Annotated in this window: 17 protein-coding genes; 15 read left to right on the top strand and 2 right to left on the bottom strand. The window is 64.9% G+C overall.

Annotated elements, in window-relative coordinates:
* Positions 1-26 precede the first annotated feature (26 nt).
* The 9 genes from ACMGF5_RS21170 (at position 27) to ACMGF5_RS21130 (ending at position 15,322) form a co-directional block, all read left to right on the top strand.
* A complete protein-coding gene (locus ACMGF5_RS21170) occupies positions 27-3,833 on the top strand; it encodes a type VI secretion protein IcmF/TssM N-terminal domain-containing protein (RefSeq protein WP_414157159.1) in 3,807 nt (1,268 codons plus the stop codon).
* Positions 3,830-4,738, top strand: a complete 909-nt coding sequence (tagF, locus tag ACMGF5_RS21165; RefSeq protein WP_414157158.1) for a type VI secretion system-associated protein TagF — start codon at positions 3,830-3,832, stop codon at positions 4,736-4,738. The genes ACMGF5_RS21170 and tagF overlap by 4 nt, the downstream gene beginning before the upstream one ends.
* Complete coding sequence (gene tssM, locus ACMGF5_RS21160) at positions 4,735-7,230, top strand: type VI secretion system membrane subunit TssM (protein WP_404602204.1); 2,496 nt, start codon at positions 4,735-4,737, stop codon at positions 7,228-7,230. Before tagF ends, tssM begins: the two co-directional genes overlap by 4 nt.
* A gap of 143 nt (positions 7,231-7,373) precedes the next feature.
* Positions 7,374-7,892: an Hcp family type VI secretion system effector gene (locus tag ACMGF5_RS21155; protein ID WP_012314358.1), complete on the top strand. Its 519-nt coding sequence runs from the start codon at positions 7,374-7,376 to the stop codon at positions 7,890-7,892.
* Positions 7,893-7,986: 94 nt separating this feature from the next.
* Positions 7,987-9,081, top strand: a complete 1,095-nt coding sequence (gene tssA, locus ACMGF5_RS21150) for a type VI secretion system protein TssA (protein WP_039602990.1) — start codon at positions 7,987-7,989, stop codon at positions 9,079-9,081.
* A 62-nt stretch (positions 9,082-9,143) separates the two neighbouring features.
* Positions 9,144-11,660, top strand: a complete 2,517-nt coding sequence (gene uvrA, locus ACMGF5_RS21145) for an excinuclease ABC subunit UvrA (protein WP_414157157.1) — start codon at positions 9,144-9,146, stop codon at positions 11,658-11,660.
* Between the two features lie 121 nt (positions 11,661-11,781).
* On the top strand, positions 11,782-13,431 hold the full coding sequence (locus tag ACMGF5_RS21140) for an MFS transporter (protein ID WP_251962795.1): 1,650 nt from the start codon (positions 11,782-11,784) through the stop codon (positions 13,429-13,431).
* Entirely contained in the window at positions 13,428-14,561 is a 1,134-nt protein-coding gene (locus tag ACMGF5_RS21135; protein ID WP_115274971.1) for an HlyD family secretion protein, read from the top strand. The genes ACMGF5_RS21140 and ACMGF5_RS21135 overlap by 4 nt, the downstream gene beginning before the upstream one ends.
* Positions 14,562-14,689: 128 nt before the next feature.
* On the top strand, positions 14,690-15,322 hold the full coding sequence (locus ACMGF5_RS21130; RefSeq protein ID WP_115274972.1) for a hypothetical protein: 633 nt from the start codon (positions 14,690-14,692) through the stop codon (positions 15,320-15,322).
* Between the two features lie 35 nt (positions 15,323-15,357).
* On the opposite strand, the gene ACMGF5_RS21125 is transcribed toward ACMGF5_RS21130, so the two are convergent.
* Positions 15,358-16,233: an AEC family transporter gene (locus ACMGF5_RS21125; protein ID WP_115274973.1), complete on the bottom strand. Its 876-nt coding sequence runs from the start codon at positions 16,231-16,233 to the stop codon at positions 15,358-15,360.
* 534 nt (positions 16,234-16,767) lie between these two features.
* On the opposite strand from ACMGF5_RS21125, the gene ACMGF5_RS21120 reads away from it, so the two are divergent.
* The 6 genes from ACMGF5_RS21120 to ACMGF5_RS21095 all read left to right on the top strand — a co-directional run bounded on the left by ACMGF5_RS21120 (position 16,768) and on the right by ACMGF5_RS21095 (position 21,526).
* Complete coding sequence (locus tag ACMGF5_RS21120; protein WP_204917874.1) at positions 16,768-18,060, top strand: MFS transporter; 1,293 nt, start codon at positions 16,768-16,770, stop codon at positions 18,058-18,060.
* 112 nt (positions 18,061-18,172) lie between these two features.
* Positions 18,173-18,484, top strand: a complete 312-nt coding sequence (locus tag ACMGF5_RS21115) for a hypothetical protein (RefSeq protein ID WP_125923079.1) — start codon at positions 18,173-18,175, stop codon at positions 18,482-18,484.
* Between the two features lie 48 nt (positions 18,485-18,532).
* On the top strand, positions 18,533-19,084 hold the full coding sequence (locus ACMGF5_RS21110; protein ID WP_125923078.1) for a YbhB/YbcL family Raf kinase inhibitor-like protein: 552 nt from the start codon (positions 18,533-18,535) through the stop codon (positions 19,082-19,084).
* 44 nt (positions 19,085-19,128) lie between these two features.
* Positions 19,129-19,800: a class I SAM-dependent methyltransferase gene (locus ACMGF5_RS21105; RefSeq protein WP_414157156.1), complete on the top strand. Its 672-nt coding sequence runs from the start codon at positions 19,129-19,131 to the stop codon at positions 19,798-19,800.
* Positions 19,801-20,000: 200 nt separating this feature from the next.
* A complete protein-coding gene (locus tag ACMGF5_RS21100) occupies positions 20,001-20,837 on the top strand; it encodes a bifunctional allantoicase/(S)-ureidoglycine aminohydrolase (protein ID WP_012314347.1) in 837 nt (278 codons plus the stop codon).
* Positions 20,838-20,926: 89 nt separating this feature from the next.
* Positions 20,927-21,526: an START domain-containing protein gene (locus ACMGF5_RS21095; protein ID WP_046787646.1), complete on the top strand. Its 600-nt coding sequence runs from the start codon at positions 20,927-20,929 to the stop codon at positions 21,524-21,526.
* 6 nt (positions 21,527-21,532) lie between these two features.
* On the opposite strand, the gene sodC is transcribed toward ACMGF5_RS21095, so the two are convergent.
* Positions 21,533-22,048: a superoxide dismutase family protein gene (gene sodC / locus ACMGF5_RS21090; protein ID WP_046787647.1), complete on the bottom strand. Its 516-nt coding sequence runs from the start codon at positions 22,046-22,048 to the stop codon at positions 21,533-21,535.
* Between the last annotated feature and the right edge of the window lie 58 nt (positions 22,049-22,106).

Genomic DNA, 22,106 nt, shown 5'->3' with positions numbered 1-22,106 from the left:
ACCTCAGGTAGCCGAGTCAGGAAGACATGAAAACATTACTGCGTCTGTTGAAGAGTTTCTGGATTCTCCTGCCACTGCTGTGGTTGGTGACCCTGTTGATCTGCTGGCTGGTGGCACCGATGGTGCCCTGGCTGCGCCACCATGTGCCCGAAGCGCTGGCCATCATCAGCGCCTGCTTCCTGCTGGTGATCGTGCTGCGCCAGTACCAGCGCATCCGCGCCGAGCATAACCTGGAGAACCTGCTGCAGATCGAGGTCGATCGCTCGTGGAACGCCACCGGTGAATTCCGCGACCAGCAAGTGCTGCGCGAGCGCCTCAAGCATGCCATCGCCATGCTACGCACCGACCGCTCCGCCGGTGGCGGTGGCAAGGCGGCCCTGTCCGACCTGCCCTGGTACCTGGTGATCGGCATGTCGGCTGCAGGCAAAACCTCGCTGTTGACCCACTCGGGCCTCTCGGCCAGCATCGCCACCGCCAATGACAGCGAAAGTGGCACCCAGCACTGTGACTGGTATTTCAGCCCCGACGCAGTGATGATCGACACCGCAGGCCGTTACCTGCGCGACGATCAGTCTGCCAGCGAGTTTTCAGCCTTCCTGCGCATGCTACGCAAGCAACGCGGCAAGGCAGCGATCAACGGCCTGGTGCTGGTGGTCAGCCTGCCTGAACTGTTGGCGGCCAACAGCGACGGGCGTAACGCGCTTGCCGCGCAGTTGGTGGCGCGCGTGGAGGAATACGCCGAGTGCCTGGGCACCAACCCGCCTGTGTACCTGATGCTGAGCAAGACCGACCAGTTGCCCGGCTTCAACCAGGCCTTCGAAGGCCTGGACCTGCACCAGCGCCAGCAGCCGCTGGGCATGACCTTTGGCCTGTCGGAAATCCGCAACAACGGTTTGCAGGCAGTGCTCAACACTCGCCTGAAAAACCTGCAAAGCCACATCCGCCGCCACGTCGATGCGCAGATGATCAGCCTCGGCGCAGATGCCGACAGCACACTGCTCAACTTCCCCCAGTACTTCGCAGAACTCAATGGCGTGCTGGAGCAGTTCCTTGAGCACTTCACCCGCGGCCAGGGTGGCGCTGCCCCGCTGCTGTTGCGCGGCTTGTACTTCACCAGTGCGCTGCAGACCGAGCAGCAACTGGGCCAGGTGTACGAAGACGTCATCGCCGACGACTTTGCCCTGCAAGCGGCCCACGACGAAGGCGCCCAGCCGGCCAGCAACACGCAGGGCAACCGCAGTTACTTCATCACCGACACATTCCGCCAGGTGATTTTCCCCGACCGCGACCTGACCCTGTACCAGTCGCGCCTGGGCCGCAAGGCAGGCTTCAGCCCCCTGTTGCTGGGCCTGGCCGCTGCCGCCGGGGTGGCCTTTATCGGCTGGCAGGCGCTATCGTTCGCCAACAACCGCCAGTGGCTGGACAGCCTGCGTGGCCAACTGGCCGAGATCGAACGCGCCGATGACCGCGCACAGCTGTTGGCTGCCGGTAAAGGCCTGGAAGTGCTGCGCGGGCAGATGGCGACGGTCGAGGCCCATCGCCAGCAGGGTGTACCGCTGCAATTGAGCGCCGGCCTGTACCACGGCGAGGCGATTCACCAAGTGGCCCGCAACGCCTACCTGGCGCAACTGCGCAGCCAGGCACTGGAGCCGATTGCCCGCAGCCTGCAGATGCAGATGCGTGCGTTCAACACCTTTGCCAGCGGCATCAACCAGGAGCTGGAGTTCACCCCGGCGCCGAAAAGCCGCAATGGCAAACCGTTGGCGCCTCGCCTGGCGGCCAAGGCCCAGGCGGCCCTGACCAAAACCCGTGCCGGCGCCTACGCGTCCAAGGTCAACCTGGCCACGGCCAGCGACGCGGCCGAGTTGTCCGCCACCACCGGCGGCCTGTCACTGTCCGAAGAGATGCTCGGCCGCCTGGACGAACAGCAGGTGGCGTCGATCATCGAGGCCTACAACACCCTCAAGCTGTACCTGCTGTTGACCGAGCCACAAGCCCACCCCGACCCAGCCTTCGTCGCCGCCAGCCTGCCGCAGGCCTGGGCAGGCGCCGCAACCCAAGGTTCCCCCACCGACGCTGCGGTCATCAGCGAAAACGCCCCTCTGTACGTTCAATTGCTGGAGCAAGGCCAGGCGCCGTCGCTGCCGCGTAACCAACAGCTGATCGACGAAACCCGGCAGAACCTCAAGGCATTCATGATTTCCAGCTCGCTGGTGGATCGCGAATACCTGCGCCTGCAACTGGAGTCCAGCCGCCAGTTCCCGGCGCTGAGCCTCAACGACCTGGTGCCAACGCCTGGCCGTAACCTGTTGTACAGCTCTGCCGGCGTGCCGGCGATCTATACCCGCCAGGGCTGGGACACCTTCGTCAAGCCCGAGCTGATCAAGCTGGTGTCGGGCAACCTGCGCAACGAGTCGGACTGGGTGCTCGACGGCGAAGGCGGCGATGCCATCGTGCAGAAAGCCAACTTCGTGCGCGAGTTCATGGCCCGCTACAAACGCGATTACACCCAGGCCTGGTACAAGATGGTCAGCAGCGTGGGCGTGCGCCACTTCGCCGACCTGGCCTCGGCCACAGAACACCTCGGGCTGCTCAGCGATGTGCAGAACTCGCCGGTGAAGAACCTGCTGGCAGCGGTCAATGACAACACCCAGTGGGACTTGCCGGTCAAGCGCGACGCCACGCCCACGGGCAATGCCCGCGCGGACGGCTTCTGGAGCAAGGTCACCGGCCTGATCGACGAAGCCAAGGACGCAGCGCCTGACGCCATGGCCCCTAGCCTGCCGGCCGTGGACGACGGCAGCCTGGCCAAGCGTTTCGAGCCGGTCGCCCGGGTGTTCGCGGCCAACAACGCCGAAGGCGCCGACAGCACCATCATGGACCGCTACCTGGCCGCGCTGCGCAAGCTCAAGGTGCGCATGAACAACATCCAGCGCTCGCAGGATGTCGGTAAAAGCAGCAAGCAGCTGATCAGCGAAACCCTGGAAGGCCAGCCGAGCGAGGTGACCACCGTGCGCAACTACGTGGAAACCAGCGTCGACACCAGCCAGGACGGCCTGTCGCGTTCGCTGCAGGGCCTGTTCAGCCTGCCGATCCAGTACGCCTGGGAAACCCTGCGCGACCCGGCCGGCCAACAGATCGCCAAAGCCTGGAAGCAGCAGATCGCCAAGCCCTGGGAGCAGGTCATGGCGCACCGTTACCCGATCGCCACCGGCAGCCGCAACGAAGCTTCGGTCAAGGACCTGCAGCGTTTCGTCGACCCCGAAAGCGGCCTGCTGCCGACCTTCAAGCGCAACGAAATCGGCAACCTGTCCGGCGGTGAAGGCCTGGGCCTGAGCAACGGCAAGGCGCCGGCGCTGGTCAACCCGGGGATGCTCAACAGCATCGACAAGGCCAGCAACGTGGGTCAGGTGATCGCCAGCCTGTCGGACCGCGACAACGGCTTCGAGATCATGCTTGAGCCGTCGGCCAACTTTACCGACATCGTGTTCACCCTTGATGGCCAGGAGCAGCACTACCGCAACGGCCGCAGCAGCTGGAGCCGCTTTGCCTGGCCAGGCACCAACAGCGCACCGGGCGCACGCCTGGACGTGGTCACCCTCAGCGGTGCACGCATCACCGTGTTCGACTTCCCGGGGCGCTGGGGCCTGCTGCGCATGAACGAAAGCGCCCGGGTCGATGACCTGGACGGCATCCAGCAGCGCTTCAGCTGGAACACGGCCAACGGCCGGGTCAGCCTGGTGGTGCGCAACTTCGGCGGGGTCAAACTCACCGACCTGGGCGACGTCAAGGCGCTGAGTGCCCTCAACGACGCTGGCAGGGGCGCACGATGATCGGCTGCTTCGGCAAGCTGCCGTCGAGCGCGGACTTCGTCAGCCTGCATGGCGCGGCGGAAGAAGTCTGCGAGTTCGACGCCTGGCTGCAGGCCTCGTTGGCGGCAATGCGCCACCGCGAGGACTGGCAGGCGTTGTTCGATGCACTGCCGATGTGCTTCTTCTGCTACCGCGCGCGCAATGGCAACTGGCTGCTGGGCGGCCTGCTCAGCTCCCGCGATGCCAGTGCCCGACGCTACCCGTTCTTCATCTTCCAGCTGCTCAAGGGCCAGGAAGGTGAAACGCTGCTCAACCCGTTCACCCTCGGCGAGCTGTTCAGTGCGCAGATCAAGCCTTTGCTGCATCAGGCCGTGCAAGGCGCCGAGCGCGCCAGCCTGTTCGAACGCATCAAGGCCCTGCGCCCGCTGCAGGCCCAGGACCTGGACCTGTTCCGGCGTGTGCACGGCAAGTTCCTGCATGATTTCAGCTTCAGCGACATCGCCCGTGCGCTGCAGGGCTCCTGGCCGGCCTTCGACAGTGCTACCGCGCTGGCACGCTTGCGGGCTACGCAATTGGCGCTGCACGGCGACTTCGACGGCGGTATCGAGCTGCCGTTGCCGGCCGAGCGTGGCCTGAAAAACCCCACCGCCGACCTGTGGCTGAGCTGGCTGACGCGCATTGCCAGGCGCTATGACGTACCGGCGGTAACCTTGCTGGCCGACGATTTCATGCACCCGCGGCTGTACTGCTTCCCGTCGCGCCATACCGGCACAGCGTATCGCCTGCTCAGCGGCACGGCGGCAGCCGGCCAACGCCTGGACCTGCTCAGCCCGCTGCCGCCACAAACGCCCGTGCACGACTACGACCGACCTCTAGAACACGTCATCGACCGCTTTGTCGATGCGTTGGATGCGACGCCTGTATGAACAAGATCAAGTACTACTGCCTGCGCTATCAACCCTACCTGTTAGGGCTGGCCTTCTTCCTGGCGATCTTCGTGGTGTGGGCCCTGGGCCGTGCCCTGGGTTTTGCCTCGCTGCACAGCCTGCTGGCGGGCATTGGCGTGTTCCTGCTGCTGTCGGCGGGCTATGTACTGCTGCTTTACCGTGGCGCAGGCCAGCACCACAACCTTGAGGCGCTGCTGCGTGATGACGCAGACCAGGCGGTACTCAACGCCAGCCCGGCCGACCGCGAAGAAATCAGCCTGCTGCGCGAGCGCCTGCTGCAGAGCATCGAGCGCCTGCACAGCAACAAACCACGCGCCACCCCTGCAAAGGACGCTTTGTACGCCCTGCCCTGGTACCTGGTGATCGGCCAACCAGCCGCCGGCAAAAGCACCATGATCCTGCAGTCCGGGCTCAATTTCCCTTACGCCGAGCGCGAAGGTGCGCGGGTTGCAGGCCTGGGCGGCACGCGCAACTGCGACTGGTTCTTCAGCTCCGAAGCGGTGCTGCTGGACACCGCCGGCCGCTACATGAACAGCCCCGAGGAAGCCGGCAAGTGGCGTGGTTTTCTGCAGCTGCTACGCCAGCACCGCCAGCGCCGGCCACTCAACGGGCTGATCGTCAGCGTCAGCATCGCCGATATCCTGCATGGCTCGGCCGAAGACCAGGAGCGTGTGGCCAAGCGCCTGCGCGAGCGTATCCAGGAAAGCTGCGCCCTGCTGGAAGTACGCCTGCCCATCTACCTGGTGTTCACCAAATGCGACCTGATCCCGGGCTTCACACCCTTCTACCGCCAGCTGGATGACGCAGCGCGCGGCGAGGTGATGGGCAAGACGTTCTCGCACAAAGGCTATGAACAAGCCGACTGGGGCCAGCGCTTCGGCAAGGCTATGGACGAGCTGACCGGCTATTGGCAGCAGGTGGCGAGCCAGCAACTGATGCAGCAGGATATTCAGGTAACCCGCCAGAACAATGCCGCCTACCGCTTCCCGCTCGAACTGGCTGCGCTCAAGCCACGCTTGCAGCAATTCGTCGACAGCCTGCTGCGGGCCAACCCGTACCAGAACGCCGAACTGCTGCGTGGTTTTTATTTCACCGCCGCGCTGGAAGCCGACGACGCCCTGTGGGGCAGCCATGGCCAGCACGTCGCCGAGCGTTTCGCCCTGGCGCACGGCCAGGACCTTAGCGGGGGTAACAGCCAGCCGGCACCGCTGTTCATCAACAGCCTGTTCCGCAAAGTGATCATCCCCGACCAGCACCTGGTGGCGGTGTACACCAGCAACCGCCGTGAACGCCAGCGCAAGGCCGCCTGGGTGGGTGCCGCCAGCCTGGCGGGATTGCTGCTGTGCAGCCTGTGGGGCTGGTCGTACATGAACAACCGCAACACCCTCGACACCATGGCCGCCGAACTGGCCCAGGCCAAGCGCGAAGACCAGGCCAACCCTGGCCAGTACGCCCCTTGGCACAGCCTCGACCGCCTGCGCTTCTGGGCCGCACACTACTACCAGCAGCACCACGAGCACGCCGTGCCGCTGGGCATGCGCCTGGGCTTGTACCAGGGCCATGCGGTCGAGCCGGTAGCGCGTGCGCGCTACTTCGCCACCCTGCAGAACGTGATGCTCAAGCCCACGGCAGACAACCTGACACGCACCCTGTACCTGCTGACTACACTGAAGGTCTACCAGCGCAATACCCGTGAGTTGCAGCCGGTGACCGGTGTCGACAGTGTCGAGCCAGAAGCCCTGCCCCATGACAACCGTGCCCAGTCGATCGCCGACTTCGGCAAGGCAGCGCTGGACACCTACGTGATGCTGTCACCTGCCCAGCGGGAAAAGGCCGACCCGGCATTGCTCAAGGCCAGGTTACCGGACTACTGGTACCCGGCCATCGCCCGCCACACTGGCAAGCGCATGGACGCCGCCGGCAGCGAAAGCCCTGCCAACCAGGACTACCTGTACGCCAGCCGCCAGATCGTGTTCTACAGCGACCAGATCCGCGAACCCGATGTGCCGCGCATTCTCGACAACGCGTTCCTGATGTCCAGTTCGCGCAACTACATCAACAGCCTGCTGACCCAGTCGTTGCGCTCGATCGAAACCATCACGCTGGAGTCCGACACCCTGTTCGCCTTTGCCCGCGCCGACTTCCAGAGCCTCAAGAGCGAAGGCCAGAACCAGCTGAGCGCTATCGCCAGCAAACTGCTGAACACCCCGAACATCGGCAAGATCATCATCTCGGGCCACGCCGACCAGCTCGGCGATGCCCAAGGCAACCTGCAGGTTTCCCGGCAACGGGCGCAAACCATCCGCACCTACCTGGTCGGCAAGGGCGTACCCGCCGAGCTGGTAAGTGCACAGGGCGAAGGCAGCCGCAAACCGCTGGTCAACTGCGACATGCAACAACCGCGGGCGCAGCTGATCAAGTGCCTGGAGCCCAACCGGCGGGTGGAAATCGAAGTGCGCGGGCTCAACTGAGGCCGCGCTGCAAGAACCGGCCACCCGGGCCTCACAGGAGGAGGCCCGGGTGGCGGCAAGCTACCTCTGCTGACAGGTTCGGCGAGGTCAACACGAAGGGACGCATGAGCGGCCTTTAATTGATGTTAATGGAGAGTTTTACAATGGCATTTGACGCGTATATCCAAATCGACGGCATCCCGGGCGAAGTTCTGGATGAAAAACACAAGGACTGGATCGAAGTGCTGGGCTACGAGTACGGCGCCACCCAGGCCACTTCGGCCACTGCCAGCTCCTCGGGCGGTGCATCCTCCGAGCGCGTGTCGCTGACCGACTTCAAGATCCGCAAGGCAGTCGACAAGGCCTCGGCCAAACTGTTCGAGCACTGCTGCACCGGCAAGCACATCGCCAAGCTGAAGCTGAACGTCAACCGTGCCGGTGGTGACAAGGTCACCTACCTGACCATCGACATGGAAGAAGTGGTGGTGTCCTCGGTCAAGTTCGTCGCCGGTGGCAACCAGGGCGGTGAAGACAAAGCGGTAAGCGACCTGCCGATTGAAGAAATCAGCTTCAACTTCGCCCGCATCAAAACCACCTACACCCAGCAGAACCGTACCGACGGCCAGGCTGGCGGCAACATCGTCGGTGGCTGGGACCGCACCGCGAACAAAGTGTTTGCCTAAGCACTTGTTTGGCCTGGGCCGCGCAAGCGGCCCATACCCTGCGGCGTGCCGGGCCTCCCGGCACGTTGCTCTTCACCCCTGATCAGAGTGTTTTATGCCTGAATTCCTCAACGGCCTTTCGCTGGCCGAGCTGGCCGCGCCGATCGACGGTGGCAGCGGCGAAGACTTGAGCTTCTCTGCCTTGTTCGACCAGATCAAGGAGGCGCGCCGGGCAGACCCTGACTACCTGACCCAGGGCGACTGGCAGACCGACCTGAAAACCGCCGACTGGGAAAAGGTCATCAACCTGTCGGCCCAAGGGCTTGAGCAGCAGAGCAAGGACCTGATGCTGGTCGCCTGGCTCAACGAAGGCCTGGCCCAGCGCGATCACTTCCAAGGCATCACCTTCGGCCTGACCCTGTGCGAACGTATCCTGGAAACATTCTGGGAGAGTGCCTACCCGTCACTCGAAGACGGCCTGGACGAGCGCGCTGCGCGGCTGTCCTGGCTCAAGACCACCCTCACCGACATTGTCGGTGGCTTGCCCATTACCCAAGGGCAGAATTTCGGCGTGCTGCGTTACGACGAATCACGCCATGTAGAAAACCTTGCCTTGCAGAACCCCAAGGCGATGCAAACCGCGCTCAACGAGGGCAAGATCAACGCCGAGATCTTCCAGCGCTCGGTGGTGCTCAGCGACACCGAGCACCTGCAGGCCAAAGCGGTGCAGATCGCCGCCAGCCTGCAGGCCTGCCAACGCCTGCAAGCGACCACCGACCGGCTGTTCGGTACCGAAGCGCCAAGTTTTGCCAGCCTCGCCGACATGCTGTCGCGGGCCAGCCAACTGGCAGAGAAACTGCTCAAGGACCGCGGCGTCGAACTGCACCCTGTCGCCGCAGAGCCAGAGCCTGCCGTCACCCTCAGCGCAGCCAGCGAGCCAGGTGAACCTATGAATACGCCCGTTCAGGCCGCAGCGCCTGCGCCCATGCGCACCACGCCACTGACCCGCGACGAAGCCTTCACGATGCTCGCCGGCATTGCCCAGTTCTTCAAACAGACCGAGCCGCAAAGCCCGGTACCGTACCTGATAGAGCGCGCCATCAAGTGGGGCAACATGCCGCTTGAGGGCTGGCTGAGCGATGTGATCAAGGACAGTAATGTGGTGGACAACATCCGCGACGTGCTGGGGACACGTGAGCAGCGCTCCTGAGGCCTGCACTACCCGCACAAATGGTGCAAACTTGAGGCTTGCCCCCCGCGAAGGAAAGCCCCATGCCACCACGCCACCCCACCCCGCCAGGCTTCATCCGCGTACGTGGCGCCCGTGAGCATAACCTCAAGAACATCGACGTCGACATCCCCCGCGACGCCTTGGTGGTATTCACCGGCGTCTCTGGCTCAGGCAAGTCCTCGCTGGCCTTCTCCACCCTCTACGCCGAAGCCCAGCGCCGCTACTTCGAATCGGTCGCGCCCTATGCCCGGCGCCTGATCGACCAGGTCGGCGTGCCGGATGTCGACGCCATAGAGGGCCTGCCGCCAGCCGTGGCCCTGCAGCAGCAACGCGGTACCCCTAGTGCGCGCTCGTCGGTGGGTAGCGTCACCACCCTTGCCAGTTCGATCCGCATGCTCTACTCCCGCGCCGGCAGCTACCCGGCGGGCCAGCCGATGCTGTATGCCGAGGACTTTTCGCCCAATACGCCCCAGGGCGCCTGCCCCGAATGCCATGGCCTGGGCCGGGTCTATGAGGTGACCGAGGCGACCATGGTCCCCGACCCGTCGCTAACCATACGTGAAAGGGCGGTGGCAGCCTGGCCAATGGCCTGGCAGGGGCAGAACCTGCGCGACATTCTCGTGACCCTGGGCTACGACGTCGACATCCCCTGGCGTGAATTGCCCCAAGAGCAACGCGACTGGATCCTCTACACCGACGAGACACCCACCGTACCGGTGTACGCCGGCCTCACCCCGGCGCAGACCCGCGCCGCGCTCAAGCGCAAGCTCGAACCCAGCTACCAGGGCACCTTCAGCGGTGCCCGGCGCTATGTGATGCACACGTTCATGCACTCGCAGAGTGCGCAGATGCGCAAACGCGTCTCCCAGTTCATGCGCCCCAGCCCCTGCCCGCTGTGCCAAGGCAAACGCCTGAAGCGTGAAGCGCTGGCAGTCACCTTCGCCGGCCGCGACATCGGCGAGCTGTCGCGCCTGCCGCTGCAGGCACTGGCCGAGGTGTTGCGCACAGTGGCGGCACCCGGTTACCTGGAGCAGCATGAAGACACCCTGACGCTGGAAAAACGCCTGGCCGCACAGCGCATCGCCCACGAGTTGCTGGAGCGCATCGCGCCGCTGATCGACCTGGGGCTCGGCTACCTGGCCCTGGAGCGCAGCACACCGACGCTTTCTTCCGGCGAACTGCAGCGCCTGCGCCTGGCCACGCAGCTCAACTCGCAGCTGTTTGGCGTCATCTATGTGCTCGACGAGCCGTCGGCCGGGCTGCATCCGGCCGACAGCGAGGCGCTTTTCGAGGCGCTGCAGCGGCTAAAACAGGCGGGCAACTCGGTGTATGTGGTGGAGCACGACCTGGACACCATGCGCAGGGCCGACTGGCTGATAGATGTCGGCCCTGCGGCGGGTGAACACGGCGGGCAAGTGCTTTACAGCGGCCCGCCACCGGGCCTTGCACAGGTTGCGGCGTCGCGCACCGGCGCCTACCTGTTCGCCGGGCAACAGCCGGCCAGCCGCACGCCGCGCCCGGCGCAGGCCTGGTTGCGGCTTGAAGGCATTACCCGCAACAACCTGCGTGAGCTCAGTGCGCAGTTTCCGCTGGGCTGCTTCACCGCGGTCACTGGCGTTTCCGGCTCGGGCAAGTCGAGCCTGGTCAGCCAGGCCTTGCTGGAGCTGGTGAGTGCACACCTGGGCCATGCCGCACAGCCGGCCGAGGCCGAGGAACAGAGCCTTGAAGACGCGCCCGAGCAGCCCAGCAGCGGGCGCGTGAGCGCGGGGCTGGAGTGCATCAAGCGGCTGGTGCAGGTCGACCAGAAACCCATCGGCCGCACGCCACGTTCCAACCTGGCCACCTACACCGGGCTGTTCGACCATGTGCGCAAACTGTTCGCCGCTACCGAGCAGGCCAAGGCCCTTGGCTTCGATGCCGGGCGCTTCTCGTTCAACGTCGCCAAGGGCCGCTGCGCGACCTGCGAGGGCGAAGGCTTCGTCAGTGTCGAGCTGCTGTTCATGCCCAGCGTCTATGCGCCCTGCCCGACCTGCCACGGCGCACGCTACAACCCACAGACGCTGACCGTGACATGGCAAGGCATGACCATCGCCCAGGTGCTGCAATTGACCGTCGACCAGGCGCTTGAAGTGTTTGCCGAACAGCCCTCGGCCCGGCGCTGCCTGCAGGTGCTGCAGGACATCGGCCTGGGCTACCTGCGCCTGGGCCAGCCGGCCACCGAGCTGTCCGGCGGCGAGGCGCAGCGGATCAAGCTGGCCACCGAACTGCAGCGCACCGCCCGCGGCGCCACGCTGTATGTGCTGGATGAACCCACCAACGGGCTGCACCCGCAGGACATCGACCGCTTGCTGGTGCAGCTCAACCGCCTGGTCGACGGCGGGCACAGTGTGGTGGTGGTCGAGCATGACATGCGCGTAGTAGCGCAGAGCGACTGGGTGATCGACATTGGGCCGGGGGCTGGGGATGCGGGGGGCACGGTGGTGGTGAGTGGTACGCCTCGGGATGTTGCGGGGTGTTGTGCAAGCCGCACAGCCGAGTTTCTGGCCAGAGCACTTTAGCGCCTTTACTGACCCTATCGCCGGCAAGCCGGCTCCCACAAGTACCCCGCTGCTCTCAAGCTCAGCGCAAACCCAGTGAGCCGGCTTGCTGGCCGTAGGGCCTGTGGGTACAGTCTGCGCCATGGATAAATACACCCCTCACCAGTGGCTCCCGCACGAAAAGCCGAGCCTGCCCGGTTCCCCTTCCACGCCCTTGCATACCCCGGCCAAACGCCTGGCCTTCGGTGTGGTCGGCCTGCTGGTGGCGATCACCGGCGGCCTGGGCAATGCGCTGGTCACCGCCAACCTGGTGTTTCTGCAGGGTGCCTTGGGCGCAACCACCGCAGAAATGGCCTGGCTGCCTGCCGCCTACGTGATGACCAACGTGTCGATCAACCTGCTGCTGGTCAAGTTTCGCCAGCAGTTCGGCCTGCGCGCCTTCACCGAAGTGTTTCTGGTGCTCTACGCACTGGTCACCTTCGCCCACCTGTTCGTCAACGACCTCAACTCGGCCATCGCCGTGCGGGCCGCCCACGGCATGGTGGGTGCCGCGCTGAGTTCGCTGGGCCTGTACTACATGATCCAGGCGTTCCCGGCGCAGTGGCGCCTCAAGGCCATGGTGCTGGGCCTGGGCGCCTCGCAGCTGGCCCTGCCGCTGGCACGGATTTTCTCCGAAGACCTGCTGCAAATCGCTGAGTGGCGCGGCCTGTACCTGTTCGAACTGGGCCTGGCGCTGGCCGCGCTCGGTTGCGTTCTGCTGCTCAAGCTGCCCCCGGGCGACCGCTTCAAAACCTTCGAGCCGCTGGACTTTCTGACCTTCACCCTGATGGCCGGCGGCACCGCCCTGCTCTGCGCCGCCCTGTCGCTGGGGCGCATCGAGTGGTGGCTGGAGGCGCCATGGATCGGGGTCGCCCTGGCAGCGTCGATCGCCCTGGTGTTCAGTGGCCTGGCCATCGAGCACAACCGCCAGAACCCGCTGCTGATGACGCGGTGGCTGGGCAGCGGCGCCATCATCCGCCTGGGCTTGTGCGTGATCCTGATCCGCATGGTCACCTCCGAGCAGTCCACCGGCGCCGTGGGTTTTCTGCAAGTGCTGAACATGGGCAGCGAGCAGATGCGCACGCTGTACTGGGTGATGCTGCTCGGCGCGGTGGCGGGCCTGGCCAGCAGCGCGCTGACCATCAGCCCCAACCACCTGGTCATCCCGCTGTTCATCTCGTTGCTGGCCATGGCCACCGGGGCGTTCATGGACAGCAGCTCAAGCAACCTCACGCGGCCGGCGCAGATGTACCTGAGCCAGTTCCTGCTGGCCTTTGGCAGCACCTTCTTCCTCGGCCCGTCCATGGCCCTGGGCATCAGCCACGTGCGCGCCAACCCGCGCAACCTGGTGAGCTTCTCGGTGCTGTTCGGCATCTGCAACAACCTCGGAGGCCTGATCGGCGCCGCGCTGCTGGGTACCTTCCAGACCTGGCGCGAAAAATTCCATTCCAGCCACCTGGTCGACCGCCTCAGCTACCTCGAGCCGCTGGTCAACGCCCGCGTGCAAAGCGGTGGCGGTGGTTATGCCGGCATCCTCGCCGACCCGGCCCTGCGCAGCGAGGCCGGGCTGCGCGTATTGGCCAACGCGGCCACGCGTGAGGCCAACGTCATGGCCTACAACGATGTGTTCATGCTGATCGGCAGCATCGCTATCCTCACCATGATCTGGATTTGCATCCGCGGTTCCTGGCTGTGGTACACAGCCCGCCAGGCCGCTTCACCCGACTCCACCAGCGGTACTGCCAACCGATGACCGACCAAACCCGCACAACCACCACCACTGCCCTTGCCGAAACCCCGGAAGGCGCCGCACCGCCCAGCGAACCGACCAGCCCGGTACGCACGCGAAGGGTGCGCATCCTGTCTTCGGTCATGTTCGCCTGCGTGGCTCTGGCCGGCATCCTGCTGGTGCTCTATGCCTGGCGCCTGCCGCCGTTCGGCAGTGCCATAGAAAGTACCGAAAACGCCATGGTACGCGGCCAGGTCACCATCATCGGGCCGCAACTGAGCGGCTATGTGGTCGATGTACCTGTGCATGACTTCCAGTTCGTCAAGGCCGGCGACTTGCTGGTGCAACTGGACGACCGCATCTACAAACAGCGCCTGGCCCAGGCCATCGCCCAACTGCAACAGGAGCAGGCGGCGCTGGCCAACAACCTGCAGCAGCGCAATAGCGCCGAAGCCACCATCGCCCAGCGTCAGGCCGCCATTGGCGATGCCAAGGCCCAGGCGGAAAAGGCCCGCGCCGACCTCAGCCGCAACCAGGCGCTGGTCAGCGATGGCTCGGTGTCGCGCCGCGACCTGGACGTTACCCGCGCCAGCCAGGCTGCCGCCGTCGCCACCCTGGCCCAGGCCAAGGCCGCGCTGGCCATCGCCCGCCAGGACCGCGAGACGGTCATCGTCAACCGCGCCGCGCTGGAGGCCTCGGTTGAAAACGCCAAGGCGGCCGTGGAGCTGGCCCGCATCGACCTCGACAACACCCGGGTCACTGCGCCGCGTGATGGCCAGCTGGGGCAGATCGGCACCCGCCTGGGCGCCTACGTCAACTCCGGCGCACAACTGATGGCGCTGGTGCCCGATACCGTGTGGGTGATTGCCAACATGAAGGAAACCCAAATGGCCAATGTGCGCATCGGCCAGCCGGTGACCTTCACCGTGGACGCCCTCAACCACCTGAAGCTGCGGGGCCATGTGCAGCAGATTTCACCGGCCACAGGCTCCGAGTTCGCCTTGCTGCAGGCCGACAACGCCACCGGCAACTTCGTCAAGATCGCCCAGCGGATACCCGTGCGGATCACTGTCGATGCCGACCAGCCAGCGGCGAGGCGCCTGAGCCCAGGGATGTCGGTGGTGGTGAGTATCGATACCCGTGATGAAAAATGACTGGCCCCGCGCGGGGTGAATCTGAGAACCGCGTCGAGATGCCGTCCTGCCACGATTGCGCCGCTCTAGCCCGTGGGTTCTAATTCTGACCCACCGGTTTTATCTTCGCCATCCAAGGACGCTTGATCATGTACAGGAAGCTCGTACCGCTGGCGCTACTGGCCACTCTGGCCGGCTGCTCGGACACCACGGACACCAGCGAAACCCATTTCCAGAAAGCAGCGCAGGCCTACCTCGACACCCAGTACCCCCATTGCTTCGTGGTCACATCTTTCCCCGCCAAGACCCAGGACTTCGATACCAACGGCACCAACAAGGCGCTGCATGCGCTGGCGCAAGTCGGCGTGGTCAGCGAGAAGGAAATCTCCCGCACCGAAGTGCCGGAACGCCTGTGGCAGCCGGCACGCACCGACATCTATTACGCCTACGACCTTACCGCTGAAGGCCGCAAGTACTACAAGGCCGATGCGCAGAAGATGCTCAACGGCAGCACCCGCGGCGGGCTGTGTTTCGGCAAGGCGCAGGTCACTGCGATCGAGCGTTTCACCGAGCCGGGTGAAGTGATGGGCCAGACGATTTCCAACGTCACCTATGCCTACACGATCACCGGCCTGCCGGCCTGGGCGGCTAACAACGAAGTGCAAGCGAACATCCCCCCGCTGCGTGAGGCCGTGGCCACCAACCAGACCCCGGCCAAGGAGACACGGGCGATGGTGCTGACCAACAAGGGCTGGGTGCACGAGCGCCTGTTTGATAAATGAGGGTGCCTACCGGCCCTTTCGCGGGGCCGGTCCCGTCACAGCCACCAGGCCAGCACCAGCGGTAACCAGGCAAACGACAGCACTGTCGAGCACATCACCAGGTTGGCTACCTGCTCCGGCTCCCGGTTGGCGCGCACTGCCATCAGGTAGTTGAACACCGCCACCGGCATCGCCGACTGCAGCATCAGCACCGCGCGCTCCAACTGCTCCAGCCCCAGTGCCATGCCCACTGCCCAACCCACCGCCGCCCCCAGCACGATGCGCAGGCCGCCCAGCACCAGGCCGCTGCCGATGTGCTGCGCGCGGATGCTCGCCAGCGATACACCCAGGGTCAGCAGCATCAGCGGGATCGACATGCCACCAAGCAGGTCTGCCGTGTTGGCCAGCCAGCGCGGCAGCTCGAAGTCCAGGAAGATGATCGGCATGGCCCCAGCCAGGCTGATGACGATGGGGTTGCGCAGCAGCGCCTTGAACGAGGCCGCCGTACCGGCGATGGCCATGCCGAGGGTGAACTGCACGATCGACAGGGTAAGGAAGAACGCTACCGCCAACGCCAGCCCATGCTCGCCGAAGGCGTACAGGCTGATGGGCAGGCCCATGTTGCCGGTATTGGGGAACATGAACGCTGGCATCAGCACGCGCCAGTGCTGGCCCGAGGCGCGACACACCAGCCAGCCGCCCAACGCCATCGCCAGCGTGCACAGCAGGCAGGCGATTGCCATGCTGGTGAAGGCTGCCGGATCCAGCTCGGTGCGGCTGAGAGTCGACAGTACCAGCGAAGGGGTGCCCACCGTCATCACCATGCGGGCGACGAATGCGGTGGGGTAGTCCAGGCCCTTGCGGGCCCAGGCGTAGCCGATGCCGGCGACTATGAAGACCGGGGCCAGAACGGCGAACAGTGAAGCGAGCATGGGGTAGGCCTTCCTTGGAGCGTTTGGGCGACAGTATGCCGCAGCCTTCAACATCGCGGGGTTGCTTTGCAGCCCTATCGCCGGCAAGCCGGCACACAGGGACAGCAGTATGCTTGGGATCACGCTGTCGGGGTGGGAGCTGGCTTGCCAGCGATTGGGCTGCAAAGCAGCCCCACACAATGTCGGCTCCAGACACGAAGCCGAAGTATTCCGACCTGCGGCGTCCTGTCGCACTCTACACCCCCTTGGGCAAACCCCTCGCAGGCCGTAGAATCGCGCCTCCTTTTCGCCCGTCGCCTTGAACGGTGGCAACCGGCAGCAACGACAGAGTCCGTGCCTGACCACATGCCCGTCCATGTGAAATAGGCTCAACCGACCCCGCCCGGCCCAGCTCTTTGTGCGGCCAGCGGTTGAGTCTTGCCCAGGTCGCATCCAGCCCAGGCACACCCGTGCAGCCTTGCGGCCCTCATTGGGCCTGTTTGGCGTGCGCGTTCGAAAAGGCGCTCCCAACCGCCACTCCAACTTGAGGTTTGTATGTCTGCGCGTTTGCTGGCCATGGCGCTGGCGCCCCTGCTCGGGCTTTTCATCATTGCCCTGGGCAACGGTTTCATGTCTTCCCTGACGACCCTGCGCCTTGGCGCTGCCGGTGAATCGGCAACGATGATCGGTATCGTGTCGTCGAGCTACTTCCTGGGCCTGACCCTGGGCGCGATCTTCAACGACCGGCTGATCCTGCGCATCGGCCATATCCGCGCCTACTCCAGCTTCGCCGCGCTGATCGCCGCGACCATCCTGCTGCAGGGCCTTTTCTACGACACCACCTGGTGGTCGATCCTGCGCCTGATCAACGGCTGGGCGGCGGTCGGTGTGTTCCTGGTGATCGAGAGCTGGCTGCTGCTGGCCGGCGACGCGAAAATCCGCGGCCGGTTGCTGGCGCTGTACATGATTGCCTTCTACGGCGCCGGGGTGATTGCCCAGGCCGGTTTGGGCGAAATCACTCACCTGGGTGATAGCGCTCCGTTCATGCTGGCCGGGATGCTCGCCGCGTTGTCGGTGCTGCCGATCGTGATCCTGCCGCGGGTATCGCCGCTGCTGGACCAGGTCGAACCGTTGAAGCCGCGCCAGTTGCTCGGTGTGGCGCCGTCCGGGCTGGTCGGCTGCTTCGGCTCGGGCGTGGCCATTGCCGGGATCTACGCCTTGCTGCCGCTGTACCTGCAGCGCATCGGCCTGGACGTGGGCGAAGTCGGCAACATGATGGCCTGGGTAATCCTCGGCGCCATGCTGTTGCAGTATCCGGTGGGGCGCTGGTCCGACCGCAAGGACCGCCAGGATGTGCTGATCGCCCTGGCAGCGCTTTGCGTGGTGCTGTCGCTGATCACCGTGTTCCTGCCGTCGCAGTCATCGTTGCTGCCGGTGATGCTGTTCCTGCTCGGTGGCGGGGTGTTCGCGCTGTACCCGGTGGCGGTCAGCCATGCGGCCGACCGGGCCCCGTCCGATGCGCTGGTGCCGATGATCCAGGGCCTGCTGCTGATCAACTCGCTGGGGTCGGCCATGGCCCCGCTGGCGATTTCGCCGGCCATGACCGAGTTTGGCGAGGCCGGGCTGTTCTGGGCATTTGCCGTGGTCAACCTGGGCATGGTGTGCTTTTTCCTGTGGCGCCGGGGCAAACGCCCGGCGGCGGAGCACCCGGCACCGTTCACTGCCTCGACCACGTTCTCGCCGACCGGTGCCGAGTTGCGGGTGACCGAAGACCTGAAGCAGGCGGCGCAGGAGCACCCGCCGCTGGAGCCGGCAGAGGCGCAGGCGCCAAGCGTCAACGCACACTGAACCCAGGGGGCTGCCGGGCAGCCCCTGATGGTGACCGCCCGTCGCCCCAAGGGCACCCCGCCATCACTGGCCAGCCAAACGAATGACAGATCATCCGCACAGGAGATTCGCCATGATCCGCATTCGTCCCCTCCCCCTGCTCTTCACGCTCGCTTTGGGCCTGGGCTCGGCCACCAGTTTCGCTGCTTCCGATACCTCCAACACCAACACCGACACCTACCCGAAAACCGACCAGCAAGGCGGCAAGACTGCCGGTGAGGGCAGCAGCGTCAACAGCCCCGGCAGTAGCCAGGACAACGACAGCGCCGACACCGGCGGTGATGCGGCCGATGGCGCCGCAGGCGGCTCCAACAGCACTGGCGAAGCAACGGGGTCTGGCGCCGGGCGTACCGGCGGCACCGCCGAAGACCAGGACAGCCGCTGACAGCAGCCTGGGCTACACTGCGGCGAGTCGCCCTGCCAAGGAATCGCCATGAACCTCAAACCCTGGCTGTTCGCCGCGCTGCTGCCCTGCACTGCACTGGCCGCGGGCAGCGGCTCCGGTGCGCTGTCGATCAGCTCCGCGTCTTTCACCGATGGCGGCGTCATCGCCCTGCAGCAGGTCGGGCCCGACCCGGCCTGCGGTGCTGGCGAGCAGCGTTCCCCGCAGTTGAGCTGGGCGAACTTGCCTGCCGGCACGCGCTCGCTGGCCTTGGTGATGTTCGACCCGGACGGCGGCAAGGGTATCGGGGTGGTGCATTGGGTCGCTTATAACATCGACCCTGAACTGGGTAGCCTGGAAGAAGGCAAGTACGCCTTGACCACCAAGGGTGTGACCGTGGGCCGCAATTCGCGCGGCACCCTCACCTACCGTGGGCCGTGCCCGCCAGCCGGGGACAACCCGCACCACTATGCGTTGACACTGATAGCGACTGACATACCCATCGGCGTATTGCCCGAGGGGCTGGACCGCAATGGTCTGATGGAGTTGCTGCAAGGGCATGCCTTGGGTGCGCAGAGCCTTGTTGGCCGGTATGGACATTGAGGTTGAAGGCGCCGTTTTTTTCGCAGGCAAACCCGGAGGCCACCATGCCCTCACCTGAAACAGCCCTGTGCCTCAGCTGGCAGCAAAACGCCAAAACCTGGATCGAAGCCGTGCGCAGCGGCGCCATCGAAAGCCGCCGGCAAGTTACCGATCAAGCCATCCTTGTGGCCATACTCGGCCGCCGGCCCGAACATGTTCTCGACCTGGGCTGTGGTGAAGGGTGGCTGCTGCGCGCCTTGGCCGAGCGTGGTATCGACGCCACCGGGGTGGATGGCGATGCTTCGCTGGTCGAGGCGGCACGGGTAGCCGGCTCGCCACAGGTGCACCTGGCAAGCTATGAGCAGCTGTGCAATCGCGCGGTGGAGATTGGCAGCGGTTACGACCTGATCTGCAGCAACTTCGCCTTGTTGCAACAAGACATCATCCCCCTGCTGGCGGCGCTTGGCGCACTGCTGGCACCCGGCGGTGCGCTGGTGATCCAGACACTGCACCCCTGGAGTGAGGCGCACGGTGATTACCAGGATGGCTGGCGCGAGGAATCGTTTGCCGGTGTTGCCGGCAAGTGGCAGCCGATGCCCTGGTACTTCCGCACCCTGGCCAGCTGGTTGAACGCGCTGGAAATGGCAGGTTTCAGGTTGGCGAGCCTGCAGGAGCCGCAACACCCACAGAGTACAGGGCCGCAGTCATTGCTACTGGTGGCTGATCGGATTGATTGACTGCGCACATAGCCAGGGGCAACCCCTTGGCCAAGGCGTGCACAGCGTAGCTGGCTCACATTCAGTAACTAAATACCGCGCATTCCAACATTTAATTTGTGGATGCGCGGGGCTGGCCCCTATGCTGTCCGTGCATCCCCTGCACGCACCGGCCGGTGTGGTCCAAGGCATGGGGAGAGAACAACAAGTCGAGATCGTTCATGTCGAATCACTCCTACTTCGCCCCCCACGGTGGGCACCCGGCTCAAACCGAGCTGCTGACTGACCGTGCCATGTTCACCGAAGCCTATGCCGTCATCCCCAAAGGCGTGATGCGTGACATCGTCACCAGCCACCTGCCGTTCTGGGACAAGATGCGCATGTGGGTCATCGCCCGCCCACTCACCGGCTTTGCCGAAACCTTCGCCCAGTACATCGTCGAAGTGGCCCCGGAAGGCGGCAGCGAGCGCCCTGAACTGGACCCCAATGCCGAAGCCGTCGTATTCGTCGTCGAAGGCGAAATCGACATCACCGTCGAAGGCAAGCACCACACCCTGGGCCAGGGCGGTTACGCATTCCTTGCCCCGGGCGCCGAGTGGAGCCTGCGCAACAACAGCAAGTCCAACGTCACCTTCCACTGGCTGCGCAAGCACTACCAGAAGGTTGAAGGCCTGGACATCCCTGAGTCGTTCGTTACCCACCGCGACAACGCCACCGTCATCGAAATGCCGGGTACCGAAGGCCGCTGGGTCACCACCCGCTTCGTCGACATGGCCGACATGCGCCACGACATGCACGTCAACATCGTGACCTTCCAGCCGGGCGGCGTGATTCCGTTCGCTGAAACCCACGTCATGGAACACGGCCTGTACGTGCTGGAAGGCAAAGCGGTCTATCGCTTGAACCAGGACTGGGTCGAAGTGGAAGCGGGCGACTTCATGTGGCTGCGTGCATTCTGCCCGCAAGCCTGCTACGCAGGCGGCCCAGGCAAGTTCAGCTACCTGCTGTACAAAGACGTGAACCGTCACGTGCACCTGACGCTGAACCCGCAGCGTTAAGGCCTGAATGCTGTAGCAGAGCCCGCCACCTGGCGGGCTTTGTGTTTGCCGCACATACTCAAGGGCCTACCCACTTCGCGGTGCACGCCATGAACCGCAGTACCCTGTTTGCTGCCCTGTTGGCCTTCACCTGCGTGCAAGCTGCTGATGACTGGAGCCTGGCTTACGACCGCGAAGGCATTCGCGTGTACCTGCGCGGCGTGACCGGCTCACCCTATCAGCAGTTCCGCGGGGTCAGCACCATGCAGGCCAGCGTGCGCACCCTCACCGACCTGCAGGAAAATCTACGCGTCGCCTGTAAATGGCTGTATGCCTGCGCGCAGATGCGCCTGCTGGAAGTCGCGGGCGACAGCACCTGGGTCTACCTGACCACCGACTTGCCATGGCCTACCCTGCCGCGCGACGTCATTCTCAAAGTCACCAGCGAACGGCTCGACGACGGCACCCTGGTACGCCACTTGAGTGCCGAGCCGAACAAGTTGCCGGAGCAGCCGGGGCTGATCCGTGTGCAGCACCTGAGTGGCGAGTGGGTCATGAAGCCGCTGGGCGAGCGCACGACCGAGGTGACCTATCAGCTACAGGCCGATCCGGCCGGGGATGTGCCAGGCTGGCTGGCCAACCGCTTCGTGGTGGATGCGCCGGTAGTGACGCTGCGCACCCTTCGGGCTGTGGCCGAGCGCCAGCCTTGAGGCAGCCTACTGAACCACCCCGCAAGCGACCCGTGCACCGCCGCCACCGAGCTTCTCGGGGTGGTCACTGTGGTTGTCGCCCCCTGCATGCACCATCAGCGCGTGCCCTTTGAAGTCCGAAGCCTTCAGGCGTGGCGCCAGTACCGGGTAGGTGGCCTTGCCATCTGCGCCCACATACAGCGCCGGCAGGTCGCCGCGGTGGCCGCTATCGTCGTAAGGGCCCTTGTGTGCATTGGTCGAGTCCGGATCCCAGTGGCCGCCCGCTGCACCTGCAGGCACAGGTTTGCCATTTTCCTCGGCAGGTGCGCAAGAAGGCTTCTGGTGCAGGTGGAAGCCGTGCACACCCGGTGGCAAGTCTTTGAGGTCCGGGGTGAGCACGGCGCCGTACTTGCTCTGCTCGATGCTGACGGTGCCGATCACTTTGCCCGGGCCGTCCGCGGCGGCCAGCTTCAGTTCCACGGTCTGCGCTGCCTGGGCGAGGCCGGCCGAGGCCAGCAAGGCGCTGAATACCAGTGCTTTCATGATGAATCTCCATGGTTTGAGGTGAGCGGGTGTCATACCCACATAACAGGTGGGACTG

The sequence above is a fragment of the Pseudomonas sp. BNK-15 genome (genome assembly GCF_047456105.1).
GTDB lineage: Bacteria > Pseudomonadota > Gammaproteobacteria > Pseudomonadales > Pseudomonadaceae > Aquipseudomonas > Aquipseudomonas putida_E.
The sequence above is the reverse complement of the archived record's forward strand: the minus strand, read 5'-3'. Positions and strand labels throughout refer to the sequence as shown.